The organism is Streptomyces hilarionis (assembly GCF_024539675.1).
GTDB classification, from domain to species: Bacteria; Actinomycetota; Actinomycetes; order Streptomycetales; family Streptomycetaceae; genus Streptomyces; species Streptomyces hilarionis.
In genome coordinates this window covers 1-24,135 of sequence record NZ_JAHHIT010000022.1, presented here as the reverse complement: position 1 = coordinate 24,135, position 24,135 = coordinate 1, and the positions used below count along the sequence as shown (strand labels likewise).

At 73.8% G+C, this 24,135-nt stretch carries 9 protein-coding genes; all 9 read right to left on the bottom strand.

The features are described from left to right. Window positions 1-5: 5 nt before the first annotated feature. The gene (locus KMS84_RS04710) at window positions 6-983 is read right to left on the bottom strand and encodes a TauD/TfdA family dioxygenase (protein WP_438818898.1); all 978 of its coding nucleotides are present in this window, start codon (window positions 981-983) and stop codon (window positions 6-8) included. 2 nt (window positions 984-985) lie between these two features. After that, complete coding sequence (locus KMS84_RS04705; protein ID WP_256914744.1) at window positions 986-4,042, bottom strand: non-ribosomal peptide synthetase; 3,057 nt, start codon at window positions 4,040-4,042, stop codon at window positions 986-988. Window positions 4,043-4,119: 77 nt separating this feature from the next. Continuing rightward, window positions 4,120-4,947 carry an ABC transporter permease gene (locus KMS84_RS04700; RefSeq protein WP_256914743.1) on the bottom strand — a complete coding sequence of 276 codons (828 nt, stop codon included), beginning with the start codon at window positions 4,945-4,947 and terminating at the stop codon, window positions 4,120-4,122. Further along, window positions 4,944-5,876, bottom strand: coding sequence for an ATP-binding cassette domain-containing protein (locus KMS84_RS04695; RefSeq protein WP_256914742.1), 933 nt, complete (start codon window positions 5,874-5,876; stop codon window positions 4,944-4,946). The genes KMS84_RS04700 and KMS84_RS04695 overlap by 4 nt, the downstream gene beginning before the upstream one ends. Window positions 5,877-5,880: 4 nt before the next feature. Further along, entirely contained in the window at window positions 5,881-6,093 is a 213-nt protein-coding gene (locus tag KMS84_RS04690; RefSeq protein ID WP_256914741.1) for an MbtH family protein, read from the bottom strand. After that, window positions 6,090-9,725: a non-ribosomal peptide synthetase gene (locus KMS84_RS04685; protein WP_256914740.1), complete on the bottom strand. Its 3,636-nt coding sequence runs from the start codon at window positions 9,723-9,725 to the stop codon at window positions 6,090-6,092. The genes KMS84_RS04690 and KMS84_RS04685 overlap by 4 nt, the downstream gene beginning before the upstream one ends. Further along, window positions 9,722-10,510: a thioesterase II family protein gene (locus KMS84_RS04680; RefSeq protein ID WP_256914739.1), complete on the bottom strand. Its 789-nt coding sequence runs from the start codon at window positions 10,508-10,510 to the stop codon at window positions 9,722-9,724. The genes KMS84_RS04685 and KMS84_RS04680 overlap by 4 nt, the downstream gene beginning before the upstream one ends. Window positions 10,511-10,570: 60 nt before the next feature. After that, window positions 10,571-20,590, bottom strand: a complete 10,020-nt coding sequence (locus KMS84_RS04675) for a non-ribosomal peptide synthetase (protein ID WP_256914738.1) — start codon at window positions 20,588-20,590, stop codon at window positions 10,571-10,573. Next, window positions 20,590-24,135, bottom strand: a 3,546-nt coding sequence (locus KMS84_RS04670; RefSeq protein WP_256914737.1) for a non-ribosomal peptide synthetase, incomplete at its 5' end; no start/stop codon positions are given. The genes KMS84_RS04670 and KMS84_RS04675, both read right to left, overlap by 1 nt.

Here is a 24,135-nt window from a genome sequence, read left to right as displayed (position 1 = left end):
GCCCTCTATACGGAACGGGTGGTGGGATCCGCCATCACGACGAGCACCTCGCGGGCTCCTTCGTAGGGCAGCCGGCTGTGCGCCATGCGGAGGTTGTCGACGAGCATCACGTCGCCCGGGCGCCACGGCTCGGCGACGGTGACGGAGTCGTACACCTTGTTGATCAGCGCGACGACGTCCTCGGTGATCTCGCCGCCGTCGCCGAAACTCGTGTTGAACGGCAGGCCTTCGGCGCCGTAGACGTCGACCAGGTACTCCCGTACCTCGGGCGCCATCGTCCACTGGTTGAGGAAGGCGATCTGGTTGAACCAGAGCCGCCGGCCGTCCGCGGGGTGCCGGAGAACCGCCGGCCGGCGCTGGCTGGTGCGCAGTTCCCGGCCGCGCCACTCGAGGGAGATGTCGTTCGCCGCGCAGTACGCCTCGACCTCCGAGCGGTCGGTGGTGCCGAACGCCTCCTCCCACGGAACGCCGATCTCGTCGTTGTAGCTGCGGGTGAGCAGCCACCCCTCCCGCTCGAAGCGCTCCACGAGGTCGGCCGGCAGTTGTCCGAGGACACGGCCGGCGTCGGCCAGGGCGGTGGCCCCGCCGGTGGTGGGCGCGCTCAGGCAGGCGAAAGCCATGGTCGCCGGGAACTCGACCGCGTAGCTCAGCTCGTGGTGCATGCACATCGGCTGGTTCGGCGGCCACTTGGAGGACGAGTAGACACGGTCGTCGTACGTCCAGCGGGGCGCGAACGCCTCGCGCTCGGACATCAGGTCGTTCCCCAGGACCTTGAGGACCGCGGCGGCGCCGGCGGCGTCGGACAGTCCCAGACCACGCACCAGCACGGCGCCCTGCGCGGCGACGATCCGGCGCAGCGCTTCGTGGTGTCGGGCGGCCCAGGCCGCCGGGTCCGGCGCGTCGGCAGCGATGACGACGGCCGGACGGCCCTCGTCACGGTGCCCTTCCAGTCCGGCGAAGGGATCCGTATCAATCGGCGGCACTTTCACACTCGCTCTCGTCGGTACATGTCGTGGACGGCCCGCACGACGGCGGCGGTCTGCGCCGGCCTGGTGCGGAAGAAGTGGTGACCGCCGTCGGGAAGCTCACGGAGCTCGACGGTCCGGGCGATGCGGCGCCAGGCGGGCAGGGCCCCCTCGTGGCCCCGGGTGGCGGGGTCGTCGGCGGCGGTGACGAGGGTCAGCGGGGCCTCGAGGAGCACGGCCGGGGGGTTCTCCGCGGCGTCGGCGAAGAACGCGTTCGCTTCCAGGACGTCGTGCCGGTACGCCGCGCCGACCAGCGCCGCGCGGGTCGTGTCCGTCCCGGCGAGATCGGCGTAGCCGCCGTCGCCGCTGAGCCGCGCCGCGACCTCCAGGGGCGTGAGCGCTTCGATCTCGGCGCTGTGCCCGCGCCGGACGTCCGGGGAGCCGACGAGTTGGCCGCCGATCAGGACGGCTCGCACGTCGTGCCCCGTCTGCTCGAGAAGGCGCGCGGTCGTCACCGCCAGGGCGGCCCCGGACGAATGTCCCCACAACAGGACCGGGCCGGCGGCGCACCGGCCGATCTCGCTCGCCACCTCCTTGGCGGCCCGCTCCAGGGAGACGAACGGCTCGGTCTCGGCCGTGAGGTCGTGTCCCGGCAGCTCCACCCCGTGAACGGCCAGCCCGCTGTCCGCCAACTCGCCTGCCAGGGCGTGGAAGTTGATGGCGTTGCCGCCCGCGTAGGGGAAGCAGACGAGAGTGCCGGTCGGGGAGGGGGGCAGCAGGAGCGGGTTGAGGAAGCCCGTCCCGGTATCCGCCTTCTGCGGCTCGCCCGTTCCGTCGATGAACGCGGCGAGTTCCCTCAGGCGCGGGTACCGGGTGAGTTCCTTCAGCGACACGGCCCGGTCGAGCTTCACGACGAGGCGTACGGCCGAGAGGGAGGTGCCGCCCGAGTCGAAGAAGTGGCTGTCGCGGCCGACCCGTTCGGGCGCGAGGCCGAGCACGGCCGCCCAGGCGGCGGCGATCCGCTGTTCCGTCGGGGTGACCGGCGGCTCCGGCCCGTCCTCGTCGGCCGCGGCGAGCTCCGCGAGCCGCTTCTTGTCGATCTTGCTGTTGGCGGTGAGCGGCAGGGCGTCGAGGCGATGGAAGCGGCTCGGCACCATGTAGGGCGGCAGGGCGGCCGCCAGGCGCGTCCGCAGCTCGTCGACCGGCACCTCCTCGGCGGCGGCGTAGAACGCGGCCAGGCTCTCACCGACGACGACCACGGCCGTGTCACGGATCCCGGCCACGCCGAGCAGCCGGTTCTCGATCTCCCCGAGCTCGATGCGGAAGCCGCGCAGCTTCACCTGCGCGTCGCGGCGGCCCAGGAACTCCAGCTTGCCGTCGGGACGCCAGCGACCGAAGTCGCCGGAGCGGTAGAGCCGTTCCCCCGGCCGGTGCGGATCCAGGCCGTACGCGGCGGCCGTGCGCTCCGGGTCGTTGATGTAGCCGCGGCCGACGCACACTCCGGCGAACACGATCTCGCCGGGCGAGCCGAGCGGCACCGGTTCGAGGCCGGGGTCGACGACGTAGACCCGCACGTTGGCGATGGCCGGCCCGAGGGGGACCCGGTCGCCGTGCGGCGGCTCGGTCATCACCTCGTGGTTCGTGTCGTCGGAGGTCTCGGTGAGCCCGTACGCGTTGACGAGCGCGGTGCCGGGGAAGGCCGCGAACCAGCGTTCCACCAGCTCCTTCTTGAGCGCCTCACCGGTGGCCGAGAGGCAGCGGATCCGGCCGAGGCCGCCGCCGTGCTCCTCCAGGTGCGACAGCACCACTTCGAGGTAGGAGGGGACCAGCTGGGCCACGTCGGCGCCGCGGACGACCTCCACGAACCTCTCCACGTCGAGGATCGCCTCCTGCGGCACGATGAGTGTCGTGCCGCCGACCAGCAGGGCCGCGACGAGCTGCCAGAGCGAGATGTCGAAGCACTGCGGGGCGACCTGCGCGACGACGTCGTCCTCGCGCACCCCGAGGTCGTCGGTCTTGGCGTAGAGGTGGTTGAGCATTCCCTCGTGCTCGCACATCACCCCCTTGGGCGTGCCGGTGGAACCGGAGGTGAAGTAGACGTACGCCAGCCGGCCGGGGCCGATGTCGATCCCGAGGTCGGTCGGGTCGGCCCCGTCGCCGTCGTCGACGTGGAGCACGGTGACGGACGGCCGGTGGCGCAGCGCCTCGTCGAGGGTGGCGGTGCTCGCCGGTTCGGTGAGGACGAGGGCGCATCCGGCGCGGTCGAGGGTGGCGCCGATGCGGTCCGCCGGGAAGTGCGGCTCGATCGGCACGTACACGCCGCCGGCCTTGAACACGGCGAGGACGCAGGCCATCCAGTCCAGGTTGCGCTCGGTGACCACGGCGACGGGATCCTCGGCGGTCAGCCCGCGGGCGAGGAGGGTCCGGGCGATCCGGTTGGCGTGGGCGTTGAGTTCGGCGTACGTGATCCGGCGCTCGCCCATGATCGCGGCCGTCTTGCCGGGGTGCCGTCGTACGCGGTCCTCGAAGAGCTCGTGGAAGCGGCGGTCCGGAAGCTCCCGCTGCGGACCGGCCATGCCGACGAGCTGGTGGCGCCGCTCCTCGGCGGAGAGCAGGCTGCGCTCCTCGTGCGGGGCGTCCGGTTCCGCGGCGATGCGCCCCAGAGCCGTGCGGTGATAGCCGGCGACCCTGGTCGCGTGGTCGGCGTCGAAGTCCTCGGTGCGGTACGTCAGCACCAGTGCGCCGTCGGCCACGGACACCCCGAACACCACGCCGTCGGGCAGCGTGCCGGGCGTCGCGCCGACCACGGTCTCGAAGCCGTGGCCGGGTGCGGCGGCCGCGTCGCGGACGCGGTCCACCAGGCCGGCCCAGGTGGCGCCCGCCACCGGCACGAGGAGCGGCACGGGGCCGAGGGCCACCTCGTCCTCACCGCTGAGAAGGGCGACGACCTTCGCGTGCGCCGCTGACAGTTGTGTCGGCGTCGGTTCGTGTTCCAGGGGAATTCCGACGGTCGCCGTTCCCGGCGCCGAACCGATTGTCGCCCGCCACCGCGGGACGGCGGTATGACCGGACCTCATGAGAGGTTCCTCCACTCGCGGAGTGTGCATGAGAAGAACGTATGGGCGGGGGTTTCCCTCCCGTTATCGATCACCTTTCAGCGACGTCGATAGCGGGATATCGCCAGGGGGACCGCAAAGCACATGAGGCCCACGCTCCACAGGACGGTGCCGAGGACGGGACGGGCGACGGGCCCCCCGGCGAGCAGGTTGCGGCATGCGTCCGTCACCAGCGTCGTGGGGTTGGCCTCGGTGAAGACCTGGAGCCAGGCCGGCATCGTGCTGGTCGGCACCAGCATGGAACTGCCGAACTGGAGCGGGATCATCCAGAGGAAGCCCACCGACTGCACGGTGTTGGGGCTGCGGATCGTCAGGCCGATGAAGGCCGACACCCAGGCCAGCGCGGTGCCGTACAGCAGGGTGAGGAGCACCGCGGCCGCCGCGAACAGGACGTTGGTCTCCACCCGGAAGCCGATGGCGAGCGCGAACAGGAGCATGACGACCTGGCCGAGCAGGAGCCGGCTCATGTCCGCCACGATCCGGCCGGTCAGGACGGCCGAGCGCGCGATGGGCAGGGACCGGAACCGGTCCATCACCCCGTTGTCGAAGTCGACGGCCAGCAGGTAGCCGGTCGAACGGGACGCGAACATCAGCGTCTGCACCATGATGCCGGGCAGCAGGAACTGCCGGTAGTCGCCGGGGCGGTCCCCCCAGATGGCGCCGCCGAAGACGTACAGGAAGATCAGGGTGAAGATCATCGGCATGACCACGGAGTCGAGGAGCTGTCCGGGGTCGCCGCGCAACTGGAGCATGTTGCGCCTGGCGAGGGCGAGCGACTGCCTGGCGACGTCCCGCGGCCCGTTCCGGGCGGAGCCGGCGAGGGCGGGCGTCCCGACGGTCGGCGCGATGTCGGTGGTCGGGGTCACGCGGTGCTCCTGGTCAGTTCGATGAAGGCCTCGTCGAGGCTGGCGACCCGGGTGTCCACGGCCGCCACCTCCACCGTCGAGGCGGTGACGGCCCGCACCGCGCGGGTCAGTTCGTCCGGTTCCACGAGCGGCAGCCGCACCAGGCAGGCCTCCTGGTCGATCCGGCCGTCCAGCCCTTCCAGGGCCAGGCTTCCCGCGAGGGCCGCCAGGTCCCGGGGGTGCGCGGGCCGTATCTCGAGCGTCCGGCCGCCCACCCGGGCCCGGAGCCCGGCGGCCGTGTCGGCGGCGATCACGCGTCCCTTGTCCACGACGACCACCGAGTCGGCGAGCGCCTCGGCCTCCTCCATGTACTGGGTGGTGAGCAGAAGGGTCGCGCCGGCCCGGGCGCGTTCTCGCACCGTGGCCCACAGCTCGTTACGGCTGTGCGGGTCCAGACCGGTGGTCGGCTCGTCGAGGTAGATCAGCCTGGGCTCGCCCATGAGCGATGCGGCGAGGTCGAGACGCCGGCGCATTCCGCCGGAGTACTGGCGCGCGGGCTTGCCGCCCGCTTCGGCGAGCCGGAAACGCTCCAGCATCCCGTTCGCCTGCGACCGGGCCCGCCGCGCGGACATGCCCAGGAGGCGGGCGATGAGATACAGGTTCTCCCTGCCGGTGATGCTGTCGTCGACCGAGGCGAACTGCCCGGTCAGCGCGATGCAGCGGCGGACCTGGTGGGGTTCCTTCGCCACGTCGTACCCGAAGATCCGGGCCCGTCCGGCGTCGGGTCGCAGCAGGGTGGCCAGGACGCGCACCGTCGTGGTCTTCCCCGCCCCGTTCGGGCCGAGGAGGCCCAGGATCTGCCCGGCCGGCACCGCGAGGTCGAGTCCGTCGAGGGCCCGGTGGGCGCCGAAGCGCTTCACCAGGCCCTCGACCTCGATGGCAAGAGTCATGGATCTACTGCGCGTCCATCGCGGTGGCGAGGCTGCGCGGACGCATGTCGGTCCAGTGGTCCTCGATGTAGGCGAGGCAGGCGTCACGGGTGTCGGCCGGGTGGGCGGTCAGCCAGCCGGCGGGCACGTCGACGAACGTCGGCCAGAGGGAGTGCTGTCCCTCGTCGTTGACGAGCACCACATAGGTGCCCTCCGGGTCCTCGAACGGATTGGTCATCCTCGTTCTCCTTGCAATTGCGGGGAAAGCACCGCGGCGAGTGAGCCGACGGTGGGGTGTTCGTAGAGGTGGTGCACCGACAGCCGGGCCGTCAGCGCGCTGTTGATGCGGTTCACGAGCTGGGCGGCGCGCAGCGAACTGCCGCCGAGGTCGAAGAAGCGGTCGTCGCGGCCCACGGCGCTGCCGAGGACGTCGCTCCAGAGGGCGGCCAGGTCCCGTTCCAGCTCGGTGGCCGGCGGCACGAACGGCCGTCCGCCCCGTTCCAGCGCCGCGACCGCGACGGCGAGCAGCCGGTCCCGGTCGGCCGGCAGCCTTTCGAGGCGCAGACAGCGCAGCGGATGGTCGAGCTCCCTCGCCACCGGCGCCACGGCGGCCCGGACGTCGGCCTCGGAGGCCGGCCCGGTGTACACGACGATGGCCTCCGCGATGTGCAGGCTGTCCGGGGCGAGGGCGCGCGCGATGTGCTCGTTGCGGCCGTCGAGGCCGATCAGCACGGTGGCCCGGTCCTGTCCGAGGACGGTGAGCAGGGAGGCGAGGCCCTCGTCGGGGTCGAGGGTGCGGAAGCCGCGGGCCTCGGCGGCGCCCTCGGGCGCGCCCCGGTTCATGCCCAGGCCGCCCCAGGTGCTCCACGCCAGACAGTGCACCGGCCGGCCGCGCTCGCGGCCCCAGTGGTCGGCGAACCCGTGCAGGAAGCTGTTGGCCGACGAGTACGCCGCGAAGGAGCTGCCGCCGAACTCGCCGTTGACCGACGAGAAGAGCACGAGGGGCGTGCGGGGGCGGTCCTCCAGCAGTTCGGCGAGCACCAGGGTGCCGGTCACCTTCGCGCGGTAGGCGTCGCGGAAGGCCTGCGGGGACTCGTGGGCGACCTGGTGCCGTTCCAGTCGCGCCCACTGGCCGGAGACGTCGGCGCCCGCCAGGTGCAGCACCCCGTCGAGCGGCGCTCCCCACCGTGCCTCCGCCTCGCGCACCGCGGCCCGCAGCGCGACCGGATCGGCCACGTCGAGCGCCCGGTAGGCCACGTCGCCCAGGACCGCCAGGTCCTCGAGGCGCTCGGCACGCTCGCCCCGGTCGACCGGGCTCCGTCCGACCAGCAGCAGCTTCGCGCCGTGGGCGGCCAGGAGGTATTCCGCGACCGGATGGGCGACACCGCCGAGACCACCGGTGAGGAGGTAGCGGCCGCCGGTGACGAACGCCTCCCTGCCCGGTTCGTCCAGCGCCAGCGGCCGCAGCCTGGGCGCCAGCCGTCGGGAGCCGCGGTGGGCCACGAGGTCGGCGCCGTCGTGACAGGCGAGTTCCGTGACGATCGCGGCGGCCCGGTCGCCGGCGCCGCGCAGGTCGAGTTGCCGGACGGACGCCGGCGCCCGTTCCGCCGCGATGGTCCGCAGGAGGCCGGGCAGGCCCGCGGCGGCGAGGTCGAGGGTGTCGCCCGCCCCCGTCCACAGCCCGCCCTCCGTGACCACCAGGAGCGGGGGCGCGGGATCGCGGGCGGACAGGTCCTGGACCAGTCGCAGCACGTCGAGGACGACGCTCTCGGCGTCGGGGCCCTGGGCCAGGTGGACGACGGCGCCGACGGGTCCGGCCGGGCGGGCGCCGGCGCCCGGGTGGACGACGAGTTCGGGGACGCCGGGCACGGCGGCGAGCTCCGCCCGGAGGGCCTCGGAGACCAGCCACGGGCCGGGCGGCAGCGCGCCGCGTTCGGCGGGAAGGTCGGTCCAGGTCCGCTCGAAGTACCAGGGGCTGTCCGGCTCGTCGCACCATTGGGCGTACTTGCCCGCGTCGAGGTCCGCGACGAGCTGGGCTCGCTGGATCTTGCCGCTGCCGGTCTTGGGGAAGTCGTCCCGCTCGACCGGGATCACCAGGTCGGGCCGCAGTCCCAGGGCCTCGGCCACCCGCGCCCTGATCGCGGCGACGGTGTCGTGGACCGCGGTCCGGTCGCCGCGGGCCGGGACGAAGAAGATCACCAGTTTGTCGGTGCTGTCGCCCGCGCCGGACCAGCCGCAGGCGGCGACGTACGTGACCTCGGTGCCCTCCACCTGCTCCGCGATGGACTCCACGTCGTAGCTCAGGATGTTGGCGCCCTGGACGATGATGAGGTCCTTGTCCCGGCCGGTGATGGTGAGCCGGCCCTCGTGCAGGAACGCGAGGTCGCCCGTGCTGAACCAGCCGTCGGCCGTGAACGCCTCGGCGTTCGCCTCCGCGTTGCGGAAGTAGCCCTCCATGATCGTCGGTCCCGTGATCTGGAGCCGCCCCACGTGGTCCTCGGGCAGCACGGCGTCGTTCGCGTCGACGATGCGCAGCCGCACGCCCGGGATCGGCGGGCCGACCTCCGTGAACGTGACGGCGTCGGGTTCGGTCGACCAGCGCAGCGCCCCGCCGAGCGAGCTCTTGTCCACGCGCAGCCGGCCCTCGTCAGGATGACCGGCGCGCAGCGTCGAGTGCGTCACGCCCGAGCTGGTCTCCGACATCCCCCACGACGGGCGCATCGCGTCGGCCGGCATGCCGTGCGCCGTGAGCAGCTCGACGAACCGGTCCGCGGTGCGGCTGACGACGGCCTCTCCGCCGTTGAGGAGGTGCCTCAGCGTCGACAGGTCCCAGGACCGGCCGGTCATCGCGGCGGCACGTTCGTTGACGAGCGCGAAGGCGAAGTTGGGGGCCCAGGTGTTGGTGACGCCGTACCGGTCGATCCAGTCGAGCCAGCGCAGCGGGTCGGCGAGGAAGGCGTCGATGGTCGCGTTGACGTGCCGGCAGCGCAGCACCACGTCCCGGACGCTCCACATGACGATGCCGCCGACGTGGTCGAGCGGCATCCAGTTCAGCGCGACCTCGTCGCCGTCGAATCCGTTCACCGCCGCGACGGCCCGGGTGCGGGCCAGGATGCTGCGGCTGGCGTGCCGGACCACCTTCGGCACCCCGGTACTGCCGGAGGTGAGCAGGTGCACGACCGGGCTGTCCGGCGTCGCCGGGAACCAGTCGGTGCTCTGCGGGCCGTCGGACAGTTCCTCGACGACGGCCACCCGCAGGTCGTCGACGTCCCACAGGGCGGGCAGCCTGGCCACCGCCGGGGCGAGGGAGGCGTCGGTGAGGACGAGCGGCCGGTCCAGCAGCTCCCAGGCGTTGCGGAGCTTGGTCGTGACGGCGTTCTCACGGTCGTAGCCGGGTGCGGCGCCGACCGGGGTGGGCAGGAATCCGCCCAGGACGCACGCCCAGAACGCGGTGACGAAGGCGCGGTTGTCGCCGAACTGGAAGAGCACGGACTCGCCGGGGGCGATGCCGGTGGAGCGCAGGCCGGTGAGCAGCCGCTGTGCGTCGGCGAGCAGCCGGGAGTAGCTCTGGACGTGTTCGCCGCCGCCCGTCAGGTAGGTGATGCCGCGGTCCGGGGCGAGTTCGGCGGCCAGCCGGAGCGCCTCCTGAAGCGTGGTGGGGAAGCCGGGGTCGGCCGGCAGGTCGCCGCCGTACGCGACGGCCGGCGGCCCCGCCGCCGCGGGCGGCGCGTCGGCGGTGCGGGGCGCCGCCGGGCGGGCCCGGTCGAGCCGGGCCTCCCTGCGCAGCAGGGGCGCGGCCTCCTCCACCCCGGTGACGGATTCGGCCGCCGCCCTCAGCAGGGCCACGGCGTCGGGTCGAGGCGCGGTCATCGGTTCCGTCCCCCCTGTCCGGCGTGCGCGGGTGCGCGGCCCAGCAGCGTGCCGCCCAGGATCGCGGCGAGTTCCGCCGCGCACTCGTGGAGGTAGAAGTGGCCGCCGGGGAAGACCTCGACGGAGAACGCCCCGGTGGTCTGCTCCTGCCACGCCCCCAGGCCGCTGACGGGGGCGCGCGGGTCGGTGTCCCCGCCGAGTGCGGTGATCGGCACGGAGAGCGGCTGGTCGGGCCGGTGCCGGTGGTTCTCCCAGAGGGTGAAGTCGGCCCGCAGCGTCGGCAGCAGCAGCTTCATCAGCTCGGGGTCGCCGAACACCCCGTCCGACGTGCCGTCCAGGCTCCGCAGGGCGGCCGTGAAGTCGTCGTCGGACAGCCGGTGCAGCTCCGGTGCGGCGACGTCGTGCCCCGGGGCGGGCTGCCCGGACAGGAACAGGTGTCCGGGCTGGGTGCCGCGCTTGCGCAGCGCCCTGGCCAGTTCGAACGCCAGCAGCGCTCCGCCGCTGTGGCCGAAGAAGGCGTACGGGCCCTGGAGATAGGGCCGCAGCGCCACGGCGACCATGCGGACCGCGACGTCGACGGACGCGGGATGCGGTTCGCCCACGCGGTCCTCGCGGCCGGGCAGTTGCACGGCCACGATTTCCACTTCCGGGGGGAAAAGGCCCGGCCACGCGGCGAAGGCGCTCGCCCCCGCTCCCGCGTGCGGAAGGCAGAACAGACGGACCCTCCGGTTCGACCGCCGGGCACGGCGGACGAGCGGAGTTTCTGCTATGAGCCTGTCAGACATGACCGAGCCGCCTCGAAATATGCGGGACAACAGGAATACGCAGCACGGTATTGAGCCGCCTTATCGGTCCTCTATTACGGTCATTTCCGGGTCGCATGCGAAGGACCCGGCGATACGTGCGGCCACGTCGCGCAGCAGGGCCGGATCCAGCAGGTCGTCGTGCCGGCACGGGAACGGGGTCGCCTTCAGCTCCCCGTCCACGTAGGGAGCCCAGGCGGAGGCCAGCTTCGCGGCCCGCTCCTCGCCGCCCGAGGTGAACAGGGCGACGTCGCCCTTGTACGCGGCGGGCCGGTGGGCCGTGACCACCATGATCGTGTTGATCATGACGTCGAAGAGCCGCTCGTCGGCCGCGCCGCCGAGGACCTCACCGACCAGGCTCCGTCCCCGGGCCCGCTGTTGCGCCTCGTCGCCCCGGTCGTCGGGGTCGCCGCCCGCGTCGTCGCTCAGGACGGCGAGCACGTCGGCGGCGGTGAGCAGCCGCTGTCGCTCCACCGGGCCCTCCTGGGCCGGGTCGCCCGGCAGGGAGTCCATGACGGCCAGCAGAGCCACCTGTTCGCCCTGCTCCTGGAGGGCGGTGGCGATGGCGTGCGCGATGTTGCCACCGGTCGAGTACCCCAGCAGGTGGTACGGGCCCTGCGGCTGCACGGCGCGTATGCGTTCGACGGCGTCGAGCGCCCACGCGGCCAGCGAGTCCGGCAGCGGTCCCGGGCCGTCGAGTCCGTGCGCCTGGAGGCCGTACAGACCCACGTCCTCGGGCAGTCCGCGCAGGAGTCCCGCGTAGCACCAGCTCAGGCCGAGCGCCGGCGGGGCGCAGAACAGGGAGGGGCGGTCGCCGCCACGGCGCAGCACCGCCAGCGGGCCGGTGTCGTCGGCGGTGTCGAGCCGCGCGGCGAGCAGGGCCGGGGTGGGCGCCTCGAAGAGCGTCCGGACGTCCGCCACGACGTCGAGCGCGGTGCCGATGCGGGTGGCGAGCCGCATCGCGAGCAGCGAGTGGCCGCCGAGCTCGAAGAAGTTCGCGTCGACGCCGACCCGGGGCAGTTCGAGGGCCTGTGCGAAGAGGCCGCAGAGCAGTTCCTCGCGCAGGCTGCGCGGATCGCGCCCGGTCGTCGCCGCGCTCGCCTCCGGCACGGGCAGGGCCGTGCGGTCGAGCTTGTTGCTGGGACTCAGCGGCAGGCCTTCCAGCACCACGACCACACCGGGCACCATGTGGGCCGGCAGCACCGCGGCGAGCCGGCTGCGCAGTTCGCCCGGGTCCAGCCGTGCTCCGGGGGCCGGGACGGCGTAGCCGACGAGCCGGTCGGCGTGGACGGCCGCGGCCGCGTGGGTGACCCCGGGCTGCTCGGCGAGCGCGGACTCGATCTCCCCCAGCTCGATCCGCAGGCCGCGGAGCTTCACCTGCGTGTCGGCCCGGCCGGCGAACACGAGCCGGCCGTCGCGGTCCCATCGGACGAGGTCGCCGGTGCGGTACATCCGCCCGCCGGGCGCGAACGGGTTCGCGACGAACCTCTCGGCGGTCAGGGCGGGGCGACCGAGGTATCCGCGGGCCAGGCCGGGACCGGTCGTGTACAGCTCCCCCGTCACGCCCGGCGGGACGGGCCTCAGGTACCGGTCGAGCACGTACACACCGGCGTTGGCGATGGGCCGGCCGATCGGGACCGGCTGCCGGCCGGGAGCGTCGTACACCCAGGACGCGACGTCCACGGTGGCCTCGGTCGGCCCGTACGCGTTGACGAGCCGGCGGCCCCGGGACCAGTGCGCGACGACGTCCGCCGCGGGCACGTCGCCGCCGGTGACGATCACCCGCAGGGCGGGCAGCTCGATCCGCGGCAGGCCGGACAGCACGGCCGGGGTGAGGTGCGCCTGCGTGATGCGCCGGTCGGCGAGGAACGCGGCGAGTTCGTCCCCGGCCAGCGGGCCCGGGGGGATCACCAGGCAGGAGCCGGTGAGCAGGGCGAGGCACAGCTCGGAGACGCTCGCGTCGAAGCTCGGGGAGATCAGCTGTGCGACGCGGTTGCCCGGCCCGGCTTCGTAGCGCTCGGACTGGTTGGCGACCAGGCCCGCGATGCCGCGGTGCGACACCACGACGCCCTTGGGGCGGCCCGTCGATCCGGAGGTGTGGATGACGTACGCGGCGTCGTCGAGGCGCCGGGCGACGACCGGTTCGGTACCGGGGAGCCCCTCCGGGACCGGGAAGGAGGCGGGCGAGAGCTCGCACACCGGCCGGGCGTCGTCCAGCATGAACGCGATCCGCTCGGCCGGGTAGCCCGGGTCGACCGGCAGGTACGCCGCTCCGGCCTTCAGCGTCGCCAGCACGGCGACGACCAGGTCGGCCGAACGCGGCAGCCGCAGCGCCACGATCTCCCCCGGTCCCGCGCCCTTCTCGCGCAGCAGGTGCGCGAGCCGGTTGGCGCGCAGGTCCAGCTCGGCGTAGCCGAGCGTCCCGGCGCCGTCCTGCACGGCCGGGTGGTCCGGGGTGCGGGCCGCCTGGCGTGCGAAGAGTTCGGGCCAGGTGAGCGCGGGGACGTCGCGGGCGGTGTCGTTCCACTCCTCCAGGACCCGCCGGCCCAGCTCCGGACCGAGGACGTCCAGCCGGGCCAGGGGCTCGTCCGGCTCGGCGACGGCGGCGGCGAGCAGCCGCACCAGGGAGTCGGCCAGGCCGCGGGCGGTGTCCGGGTCGAACAGGTCGACGGCGTACCGCACGATCCCGTTCAGCCCGGACTCGTCCTCCTCCAGGAGGAACGCCAGGTCCACCTTGGCGGTCTCCGTGTCGACCGGTTCCCCGCGGACCACCAGGCCCGGCAGCTCCGGCTCCGCGACGTCGAGGTTCTCCAGGGAGAGCATCACCTGGAACAGGGGGTGATGGGCCCGCGAGCGGGCCGGGGCGAGCGCTTCGACGAGCCGCTCGAACGGCACGTCCTGGTGGGCGAACGCGGCGAGGTCGGTCTCCCGCACCCGGTCGAGGAGTTCGTGCAGGCTGGGGTCGCCGGAGACGTCGGTGCGCAGCACGACGGTGTTGACGAAGAAGCCGACCAGCTCGCGGGCCGCCTCCTCGTCGCGTCCGGCGACCGCGCAGCCGAGCGGGATGTCCGTGCCGGCGCCGTACCGGGCGAGCAGGGCGGCGAGGGCGGCCTGCACCACCATGAAGACGCTGGCGTGCCGGCGGCGGGCCAGGTCCACGACGGCGCGGTACAGGCCGGGGCCGATCGTCAGCGGCACGGAGCCGCCACGGTGACCGAGCACCGCGGGCCGGGGCCGGTCGAGGGGCAGGTCCAGCAGGTCGGGCGCGCCCGCGAGGGTGTCGCGCCAGAACGCGGTCTGGCGTGCCAGCACGCTGTCCGGGTCGCCCTCGTCCCCGAGGACCTCCTGCTGCCAGACGGCGTAGTCGGCGTACTGCACGGGAAGCGGGGTCCACCGCGGGGCGCGCCCGGCGCGGCGGGCCTCGTAGGCGGTGGCCAGGTCGCGCAGCAGCGGTCCCGTCGACCAGCCGTCGCTGACGATGTGGTGGACGAGCACGAGCAGGACGTGTTCGTCGCCGCTCCGGGAGAACAGCCGGCAGCGGACGGGGATTTCACGGTCGAGTGCGAAGGCGTACCCGGCGGCGGCCGCGAGGTCGTCGCCGGTCGTCTCCTCCAGCACCGGTTCCGCGGTCACGATCCGCTGGTACGGCGTGCCCGACTCGTCGCCGAAGACGGTGCGCAGGCTCTCGTGCCGTCCCACCACGTCGGACAGGGCGGCCCGCAGCGCGGCCCGGTCGACTTCGCCGGTGAGCCGCAGCGCCAGCGGGATGTTGTAGGTGGGCGACGGGCCCTCGAAGCGGTACAGGAACCACAGCCGGCGCTGGGCGGCCGACAGCGGAACCCGCTCGGGCCGCGGGCGCGGGGCGAGTGCGGGGCGGGTTTGCGCGGCGCCCGGCCCCGACGCGGCGATCCGCGCGGCGAACGCGGCGACGGTGGGCGCCTCGAACAGGGTGCGGATGCCGACGTCGACGCCGAGCTCGTCCCGGACGCGGGCGACGACCCGGGCGGCCAGCAGCGAGTGCCCGCCGAGGTCGAAGAAGACGTCGTCGACGCCGACGGAGGGCACGCCCAGGCTCTCGGCGAAGATCGTGCAGAGGGCTTCCTCGCGGGCGTCGCGGGGGCCCTGGGCCGACGTGAGCGTCGCTTCGGGCTCGGGCAGCGCGTCCCGGTCCAGCTTTCCGTTGGCGGTGAAGGGGAGGCGGTCCAGCGCCACGTAGGCGGACGGCGCCATGTACTCGGGCAGCTGCTCGCCGGCGTGCGCCCGCACGGCCGCCAGGTCGAGCCCGGCGGGCGTCACGTACGCGACGAGGCGCTTGTCGCCCGGCCTGTCCTCGCGCAGCACGACGGCGGCGTGCGACACGTCCGGATGCCCGCCGACGGCGGACTCGACCTCGCCCAGCTCGATGCGGAAGCCGCGCAGCTTCACCTGGTGGTCGACGCGGGCGACGAACTCCAGTGCGCCGTGCCGGTTCCACCGGCCGAGATCGCCCGAGCGGTACATCCGCGACCCCGCGGGGCCGTACGGGTCGGCGACGAACCGGGCCGCCGTGAGGCCGGGCCGGCCGAGGTAGCCGCGGGTGACCAGGTCGCCCGCGATGTAGAGCTCGCCCGTCACTCCGGCGGGCAGCGGTCGCAGCCTCTCGTCGAGCACGTACATCCGGGTGTTCCAGACCGGCCGGCCGATGGTGATGACCCCGCCGGGGACGGCGTCGCCGGGGGCGATGCGGAATTCGGTGCATCCCACGGTCGTCTCGGTGGGCCCGTACTCGTTGACCACGGTCACGCCGGGGTGCCGGCGGCGCCACTCGTCGAGCAGCTCGCCCATCAACGACTCGCCGCCGAGGACGAGTTGTTCGGTCGGGGAGAACGCGTCCGGCAGGTTCAGCAGCAGCGAGAGGTGGCTCGGGGTGGCCTTGACGAAGGCGGGGCGCGTGCCCGGGGCGTCGCCGTTCAGGTCGACGAGGTCCACGGCGCCGCCCGCGGTCAGGGGCGCGAAGACCCCGGTGACGGTGAGGTCGAAGGAGATCGGCGAGTGCACGAGCGCCCCGCGCTCGACGGAGTCGTAGGCGTGGCGGGCCCACGCCAGGTACGAGTTCAGCGAGCGGTGCTCGACCACGACGCCCTTCGGCCTGCCGGTGGAACCGGAGGTGAAGATCACGTACGCGGCGGCGCCGTCCGGTGCGAACCCCGGCAGCGGTCCCGTCCGCCCGGCGTCGCCGTCCGCGTCCGGGGACGGGGCCGGGGCCGGGTCCGCGTCCAGGTGGAGGCGCGGGCGCGTGCCGGGAAGCGCGGTCGACGTGGTGGTCAGCACCAGCACCGGATCGACGTCGTCGAGCACGAAGGCGAGCCGGTCGGCCGGGTGCTCCGGGTCCAGCGGCAGGTAGGCCGCCCCGGCCCGGAAGACGGCGAGCACCGCCACCACCAGGTCGACGGACTTCGGCAGGGCGATGGCCACGAAGGTCTCCGGGCGGGCGCCCCGTGCGACCAGGAGCCGGGCGAGGCGATCGACGCGGTCGGCCAGTTCGGCGTAGGTGACGCGGTCGTCCCCGCACACCACGGCGACGGCCTCGGGGGTCCGGGCCGCCTGCGCGGCGAACAGCTCCGGCACGGTCGTCCGGGGCACCTCGTGCTCCGGGCCGTTCCACCCGACCAGCACGCTGTCGCGTTCCTGCCGCGACAGGATCGGCAGGTCGCCGACCGGGAGGCCGGGCTCGGCCGCGGCCGCGGTGAGCAGCCGGACCAGGCGGTCGGCCATCGCCCGCACGGTCTCGGCCTCGAACAGGTCGGTCGCGTACTGGATCGCGCCGTGCAGACCGTCCGGACGGCCGTCCTCGGTGTGCTCCTCGGCGAGGAAGAAGGAGAGGTCGAGCTTGGCGGTGTCCGCGCCGACCTGCTCGCGGACCACGTCGAGACCGGCCATGTCGAAGTCTCCGCCGGCGGTGTTGGCGAAGGTCAGCATCACCTGGAACAACGGGTGGTGGGCGAGCGACCTGGCCGGGTTGAGCACCTCGACCAGCCGCTCGAACGGCACGTCCTGATGGGAGTAGGCGGCCAGGTCGGCGGTGCGGACGCGGCGCAGCAGCTCGGCGAAGGACGGGTCGCCGGAAACGTCGGTGCGCAGCACCAGGGTGTTGACGAAGAACCCGACGAGGTCGTCCAGCGCCTCGTCCGTGCGGCCGGCGATCGCCGTGCCGAGGGTGATGTCGGTGCCCGCTCCCATGCGGGTCAGCAGGGTCGCGATGCCCGCCTGGACCACCATGAACAGGCTCGCCTGGTGGGCCCTGGCCAGTGCCACGAGCGACGCGTGGGCGGCGGCGGGCACGGTCAGCTCCACGACACCGCCGCCGTTGCCGGCGACCGCGGGGCGTGGATGGTCGGTGGGCAGGGCGAGCAGTTCGGGAGCGCCGGCCAGCTCCGTGCGCCAGTAGGCGAGCTGACGGGCCATGAGGCTGTCGGGGTCCTCCTCGCCGGCGAGGAGTTCGCGCTGCCACAGGGCGAAGTCCGCGTACTGCACGCGCAGCGCCGGCCAGCCGGGGCTCTCACCGGCGAGGCGGGCCGCGTAGGCGGTGGCGAGGTCGTTCGCGAGGGGGGCCGCGGACCAGCCGTCGCCGGCGATGTGGTGCAGGAGCAGAAGCAGGGTGTGCTCCTCGGCGCCGGACTCGAAGAGCGTGACCCGCAGCGGGACTTCGCGTTCGAGGCGGAAGGCGTGCCCGACCGCCGCGTCGAGCGCCTCCGGGGAGAAGCGCTCCACGGGCAGGGCGACCTCGGCGGGCAGGACCTGCTGGTAGGGCGTGCCCGCGAAGTCGGGGAAGACCGTCCGCAGGGCCTCGTGCCGTTCGACCACGTCGGTCAGGGCCGCCCGCAGCGCGGACCGGTCCAACCGGCCCGTCAGGCGCAGCGCGATCGGCAGGTTGTAGGTGGCGGCGGGTCCCTCCAGCCGGTACAGGAACCACAGGCGTCGCTGCGAGTACGACAGCGGCGGGTGCTCCGGCCGCGCGCCCGCGACGATCGGCGGGCGGACGGCGGCCGCCGTGTCGAGGCGGGCGGCTATCCCGGCCGGGGTCGGCGCCTCGAACAGCGCGCGGATGGGCAGCTCGACGGCGAACGTGGAGCGGATGCGGCTGACCAGCCGGGTGGCGAGCAGCGAGTGCCCGCCGAGCGCGAAGAAGTCGTCGTCGACACCGGTGTGCCGTACGCCGAGCACCTCGGCGAACAGGTTGCAGAGGATCTCCTGCTGGGGCGCCGCGGGGGCGGCCCCCGACTCGGGGGCGGGCAGCGCGTCGTGGTCGAGCTTGCCGCTGGGGGTCAGCGGCAGGGCGTCGAGGACGACGATCGCGCCGGGCACGAGCGCCTCGGGCAGTCTCGCGGCGAGGTGCTCGCGGACCGTGCGGACCAGGTCGTCGTCGCTCGAGTGGTCCCCGGCGGGGACGACGTACGCGGCGAGACGCTCGTCGGACACGGTGACGACGGCCTGGCCCACCTCGGGCAGTTCGGCCGCCGTGGCCCGGATCTCGTCGAGTTCGATCCGGACGCCGCGCACCTTGACCTGCCGGTCGGCGCGGCCGGCGAACTGGAGGGAGCCGTCGGGATTCCACCGCCCCAGGTCGCCGGAGCGGTACATCCGCGATCCGGCCGGGCCGAACGGGTCGGCCACGAACCGCTCCGCGCTGAGGGCGGGTCGGTTCAGGTAGCCGTGCGCGAGCTGGACGCCCGCCAGGTAGAGCTCTCCCACCACGCCGGGCGGAACCGGGCGCAGCGCCCGGTCGAGAACGTGGACGCGGGTGTTCCACACGGGGAAGCCGATCGGGGCGTTGCCGGGGCCGATCGGCCGGCCGGCGTCCCACGCCGTGACGTCGACGGTCGCCTCGGTGGGGCCGTACAGATGGTGCAGCGGGACGCCGAGCAGGTCGCGGAAGGCGCGGTGCAGGTCCGCGGGGAGGGCCTCGCCGCCGCAGAACACGCGGCGCAGACCGGTGCAGCCGGCTGCCTGCGGAGTCTGCACGAAGGCCGACAGCATGGCGGGGATGAAGTGGACGGTCGTGACGCGTTCGGCCCGGATCAGCTCGGCGAGGTACTCGGGGTCGCGGTGCCCGTCCGGCTTGGCCATCACCGTCGTGGCGCCCTGCACCAGCGGCCAGAAGAACTCCCAGACCGAGACGTCGAAGCTGGTGGCGGTCTTCTGGAGCACCCGGTCGTCGGCCTCGAGGGGGTAGGCGCGCTGCATGCCGTCGAGCCGGTTCACGACCGCCGCGTGCGGGATGACGACGCCCTTGGGGCGGCCCGTCGATCCGGAGGTGTACATGACGTACGCCGGGTCGGACGGGTGCGGCGGGCGCAGCCGGTCGGCGTCGGCGAGCGGGGCGTCCCCGTATCCCGCCAGATCCGTGGCGGCCAGGTACGCGCTGTCCAGCACGCAGATCGGGGCGGCGTCGGCGAGCATGTGGGCGACGCGGTCGGCCGGGTAGCCGACGTCGACCGGCAGGTAGGCCGCGCCCGTCTTCACGATCGCGAGCAGCCCGACGAGGAGGTCCACCGAGCGGGGCAGGGCGAGGGCCACGAGCCCGCCGGGACCCGCGCCCCGGCCGACGAGGTGGCGGGCCAGCCGGTTGGCCCGGGCGTGCAGGTCCCCGTACGAGACCTCCTCGCCCTCCATGACCAGGGCGACCCGGTCGGGAGTGCGCGCCGCCTGGGCGTCGAGCAGCTCGGGGAGGACCGCGGCGGGCAGTTCGAGACCCGTGGCGTTCCACTTCTGGACGACCTGTTCCCGCTCGGCGGGCAGCGTCACGTCGATGCGGCCGACGAGCACGTCGGGGTCGGCGGCGACGGTCTCGAGGACCTGGAGGAACCGGGCGGCCATGGCGACGCCCTGCGCCCTGTCGAACTGCTCGGGACGGACGTCGACCCGGACGACGAGACGGTCTCCCGCGATGCCGGTGATGAGGCCGAGCGGGTAGTGGGTCGCGCCGCCGCCGTCGATGTCGGCGATCTCGAGCTTCCCCGCCGGGCTCTCCCCCGCCTCCTCGAAGGGGTAGTTCTCGAAGACGAGGATCGAGTCGAAGAGCTCTCCCAGACCCGCCGCCCGCTGGATCTCGGCGAGGCTGACGTGATGGTGGTCGAGCAGGTCGCCCTGCCGGCGCTGGAGGTCGGCGACCACCTCGGCGAACGTGGCGGCCGGGTCCAGCCCGACGCGGACCGGGAGCGTGTTGATGAAGGAGCCGATCATGGCCTCGACGCCGGGCAGATCGGCCGGCCGACCGGAGACCGTGGCGCCGAAGACGACGTCGTCGCGGCCGGTGAGCTGTCCGATCACCATCGCCCAGGCGCCCTGCACCAGGTTGTTCACGGTCAGGCCGCGGTCGGCCGCCATCCGGACCAGGCGGGCGGTGGTCGCGGGCGGGAGCTCGGCGGCGATCCGCTCGGGCAGCACCTTGCCCGCGGGGGCGCCCGGGGCCACGGTGGTGGGCCCGTCGAGGCCGGCGAGCGCCGTCCGCCACGCCTGGGCGCCGGCGTCCGCGTCCTGCCGGGCGAGCCAGCCCAGGTAGTCCCGGTACGGGGTGACGCGGGGCAGCCCGTCGGTGCCGCCCCCCGCCTGGTAGACCTGGAACAGCTCGTCGACCAGCAGGGGAGCCGACCAGCCGTCGAGCAGGATGTGATGGTTGGTCACCACGAGCCGGTGCTCCCGCGGTCCGAGGCGGACCAGGGCGAACCGGATGAGGGGCGGCCGCCCGAGGTCGAAGCGGGTGGCCCGCTCGGCCGTCAGGAACGCGTCCAGTTCCTCGGGCCGAAGGGTCGACTCCGACCAGCCGGGTTTCACGTCGCGGGGGATGATCTGCATCGGCCGGCCGTCCGCGCGCAGCCGGAATCCCGCCCTGAGGTTGGCGTGCCGCTGGAGGACGGCTTCGGCGCTGCGGCGCAGCAGGTCCCCGTCCACCTCCCCGGACAGGGCCAGCACGAGCTGGGTGTTGTAGACGTCCACGGCCTCGTCGTCATAGAGGGAGTGGAAGAGCAATCCCGCCTGCAACGGTGTCAGCGGCAGTACGTCTTCGAGGCGCGAGCGCTTCATTACCAATCCCCCAGTTCAGCCTCGAGGCTGTCGATCTCGCTCTGTGTCAGGTCGTCGCTCAGGTCGGAGGGCGTCAGCCCGACCGCGTCCGGCCGCTCGTCCGCGAGGGCGGTGAGCGCGTCGAACCACGCGTGTGCGAGCCGCCGTACCTCGGGCTCGACGAGCAGGCCGGACGCCCAGGTCCACGTGGCGACGAGGTGCGGACGGCCCTCGTGGTTCTCGGTGACCGCGGTGATCTCGACCGCGTGCGTCATCGGCATCTCGGGCGACCGCGGCGGGGGCGTCGGCCCGTCGACGGTCTGCCAGTCGCCCGGGTCGTCGCCGTCGGTGTACCGGCCCAGGTAGTTGAAGCCGATCTGCGGCGCGACGGCCAGACCGGGCTCGCCCCGCGTGTGGCGCAGGATGCCGTATCCGACGCCGTTGTCCGGGAAGGCGCGCATCTGCTCCTTGACCTGCTTGAGCCGGTCGGTGGGCGTGCGGCCGGCCGGGTCGAGCCTGACGGGGTGGAGGCTGGTGAACCAGCCGACCGTCCGGGAGGTGTCCACCCCGTCGGCGACGTGTTCACGTCCGTGGCCCTCGAGGCCGACGAGGACCGGTCCGGCGCCGCGCGCCTGCACGACCGCCGTCGCCAGCCCGCACAGCAGTGCGTCGGTGACGGTGCCGTTGACGCTCGCCGGGATCCTGGTGAGCAGCGCCTCGGTGACGTCCGGAGCCAGGGTGAGTTCGATCTCCCGGGCGGTGGCGGCGGTGTCGCGCGCCGGGTCCAGCCGGCGGGCGCCGAGGAGCGGCTCCTCGGTCGCGGCGATCTCCTGCCACACCGGGAGCTCGGCCCGCCGGTCCGCCGCCTGAAGGTGAGCGGCCCAGGTCCGGTAGGACGTGACGACGGGGGCGAGCTCGGGAGCCCGGCCCGCCGCGGCCGCCTCGTACGCGTCGGCGAGGTCGGGCAGCAGGATCTGCCACGACACCGCGTCGACGACCAGGTGGTGCAGGACGATCAGCAGCGTGCCCGGCACGTCGGGTCCGGCGTCGAACCAGCAGAACCGGGAGACCTCGCCGGCCGCCGGGGACAGTTCCCGGCGGGCCGCCTCCGCGGCGTCGCCGTCACCCGGGCCGACACGCCTGACCGAGACCGGCACGGCGCCGCGTTCGCGCACCTCGTACGTGCCGTCCGGATGACGGCGCAGACGCAGGACGTCGTGGTGGTCGATCAGGGCCTGGGCGGCCCGGACCAGTGCCCGCTCGTCGAGGCCTGACGGGACGCGTACGGTCATCGACTGGTTGAACCCGTCGGTGGCCTCGTACTGCTCCAGCCACCGCATGATCGGCGTGGGCGCGAAGACGCCCGTGCCGGCGTCCCGGTCCTCCGTCGTGGCCGGCACCGCCGTGGCCGCACGGGCCAGCAGGGCGGGAGTCCGCTCCCTGAAGACGTCGCGGGCCGAGACCAGCAGGCCGCCCGCGCGGGCGCGGCTGACCACCCGGATCGACATGATGCTGTCGCCCCCGAGGTCGAAGAAGCTGTCGTCGACGCCGACGTCGGGCAGGTCGAGGACGTCGGCGAAGATCCGGCACAGGAGTTCCTCGCGGGCGTCCGCGGGCCGCCGGCCGCCGCCCGCGGCGGACCGCCGCGGCGCGGGAAGCGACGCCCGGTCGACCTTGCCGTTCGGCGTCAGCGGGATCCCGTCCAGCACCACCAGCGCGGCCGGGACCATGTAGTCCGGCAGCACGGCGGCCACCCGCGCCCGCACGTCCGCCGGATCCGCCTCACCGACGTAGTAGGCGACCAGACGCCGCTCACCCGGACGGTCCTCCCGCACCACCGCCGTCGCCCCGGCCACACCCGGCACGGCGCTCAGAGCCGACTCCACCTCACCCAGCTCGATGCGGAAACCACGCAGCTTCACCTGGAAGTCGGTGCGGCCGAGGTACTCCACGGCACCACGGGCCGTCCACCGCACCAGGTCGCCGGTGCGGTACATCCGGGCGCCCGCGGGGCCGAACGGGTCCGCCACGAAACGCTCCGCCGTCAGCGACGGACGGCCGAGATAGCCACGGGCCAGGCCCTCACCGGCGATGTACAGCTCGCCCGGCACTCCCGGGGCCACCGGGCGCAGGGCCGCGTCCAGCACGCGGAGCCGGGTGTTGGCGATCGGACGCCCGATCGTCACCCGCTCCGACGCCGTCACGTCCGCGGCCGTCGACCAGATCGTGGTCTCGGTCGGGCCGTACAGGTTCGTCACCGAGCGGGCGGACCCGGCCAGCGCCACCGCCAGATCCGCCGGCAGCGCCTCGCCGCCGACCAGCACCCGCAGGCCGGACAGGTCCGCCCCGGCCTCCACGAGCGCCTGCCACAGGCTCGGCGTCGCCTGCATCACCGTCGCGCCCGACGTCTTCAGCAGAGCGCCCAGGGCCGACGGGTCCCTGACCGTCTCACGGTCGGCGAGGACCAGGCCCGCGCCGTTCAGGAGCGGCAGATGCAGTTCGAGGCCGGCGATGTCGAAGCCGACCGTCGTCACCGCCATCATCCGGTCGTCGGCGCGGAGCCGGAAACGGTCCTGCATCGAGCCGAGGAAGTTGGCCAGCGCGCCGTGGGGGATCACCACGCCCTTGGGCCGGCCGGTGGACCCGGAGGTGTAGATCGCGTAGGCGGCCCGGCCGGGGTCGCCCGGCACGCCCAGGTCGCCGGCGTCGTACGCGTCGCCCGCGGCGAATCCGGTCAGGACCTCCTCGGTCAGCGTCAGCACCGGACGCGAGTCCTCGAGAACGTGGGCGATGCGGTCCTCGGGGAACTCCGGGTCCACCGGCACGTACGCCGCGCCCGACTTCAGGACCGCCAGCAGCGAGACCACCAGCTCCGCCGACCGCGGCAGCACGATCGCCACGTACGTCTCCGGGCCCGCCCCCCGCTCCACCAGGAAGCGCGCCAGCCGGTTCGCCCGGGCGTTCAACTCGGCGTAGGTCAGGACGCACGCACCGAAGGTGAGCGCCGTCGCGTCGGGCGTCCGCGCCGCCTGCGCCTCGAAGCGCTCCACCACCGACACCTCGGCGGCGCCGGCCACCGTCGTGTCGTTCCACTCCTCCAGCACCCGGCGTCGCTCGTCCGCGTCCAGGACGTCGACCGCGCCGACGGGCTCGTCCGGGGCCGACACCAAGGTCTCGAGCACGCGGACGAACCGCCTGCCCAGGTCCTCGGCGGTCGACTCGTCGAACAGGTCCGAGGCGTACTCGATCTCGCCGCTGATCCCCGCGGGTCCGCCGTCTGCGTCATGGCGCTCGAACAGGGCGAACGACAGGTCGAACTGCGAGACCGTCGTGGTGGAGTCGTCGGCGGACACCTGAAGGCCGGGCAGCTCCGGCGACGCCTCGGTGTTGTTGTCGAAGAGCACCATCACCTGGAACAGCGGGTGGTGGGCCATGGAACGCCGCGGGCCGACGATCTCGACCAGGCGCTCGAAGGGCACGTCCTGGTGCGCGTAGGCGGCCAGGTCGCTCTCCCGGACCCGGGCCAGCAGCTCGCGCACCGACGGGTCGCCCGACACGTCGGTGCG

What these genes read in the sequence shown, in the direction of transcription:
- KMS84_RS04705 (WP_256914744.1), bottom strand. Translation starts at nt 4,042, where the DNA reads ATGAGGTCCGGTCATACCGCCGTCCCGCGGTGGCGGGCGACAATCGGT.
- KMS84_RS04695 (WP_256914742.1), bottom strand. Translation starts at nt 5,876, where the DNA reads ATGACTCTTGCCATCGAGGTCGAGGGCCTGGTGAAGCGCTTCGGCGCC.
- KMS84_RS04690 (WP_256914741.1), bottom strand. Translation starts at nt 6,093, where the DNA reads ATGACCAATCCGTTCGAGGACCCGGAGGGCACCTATGTGGTGCTCGTC.
- KMS84_RS04685 (WP_256914740.1), bottom strand. Translation starts at nt 9,725, where the DNA reads ATGACCGCGCCTCGACCCGACGCCGTGGCCCTGCTGAGGGCGGCGGCC.
- KMS84_RS04680 (WP_256914739.1), bottom strand. Translation starts at nt 10,510, where the DNA reads ATGTCTGACAGGCTCATAGCAGAAACTCCGCTCGTCCGCCGTGCCCGG.
- KMS84_RS04675 (WP_256914738.1), bottom strand. Translation starts at nt 20,590, where the DNA reads ATGAAGCGCTCGCGCCTCGAAGACGTACTGCCGCTGACACCGTTGCAG.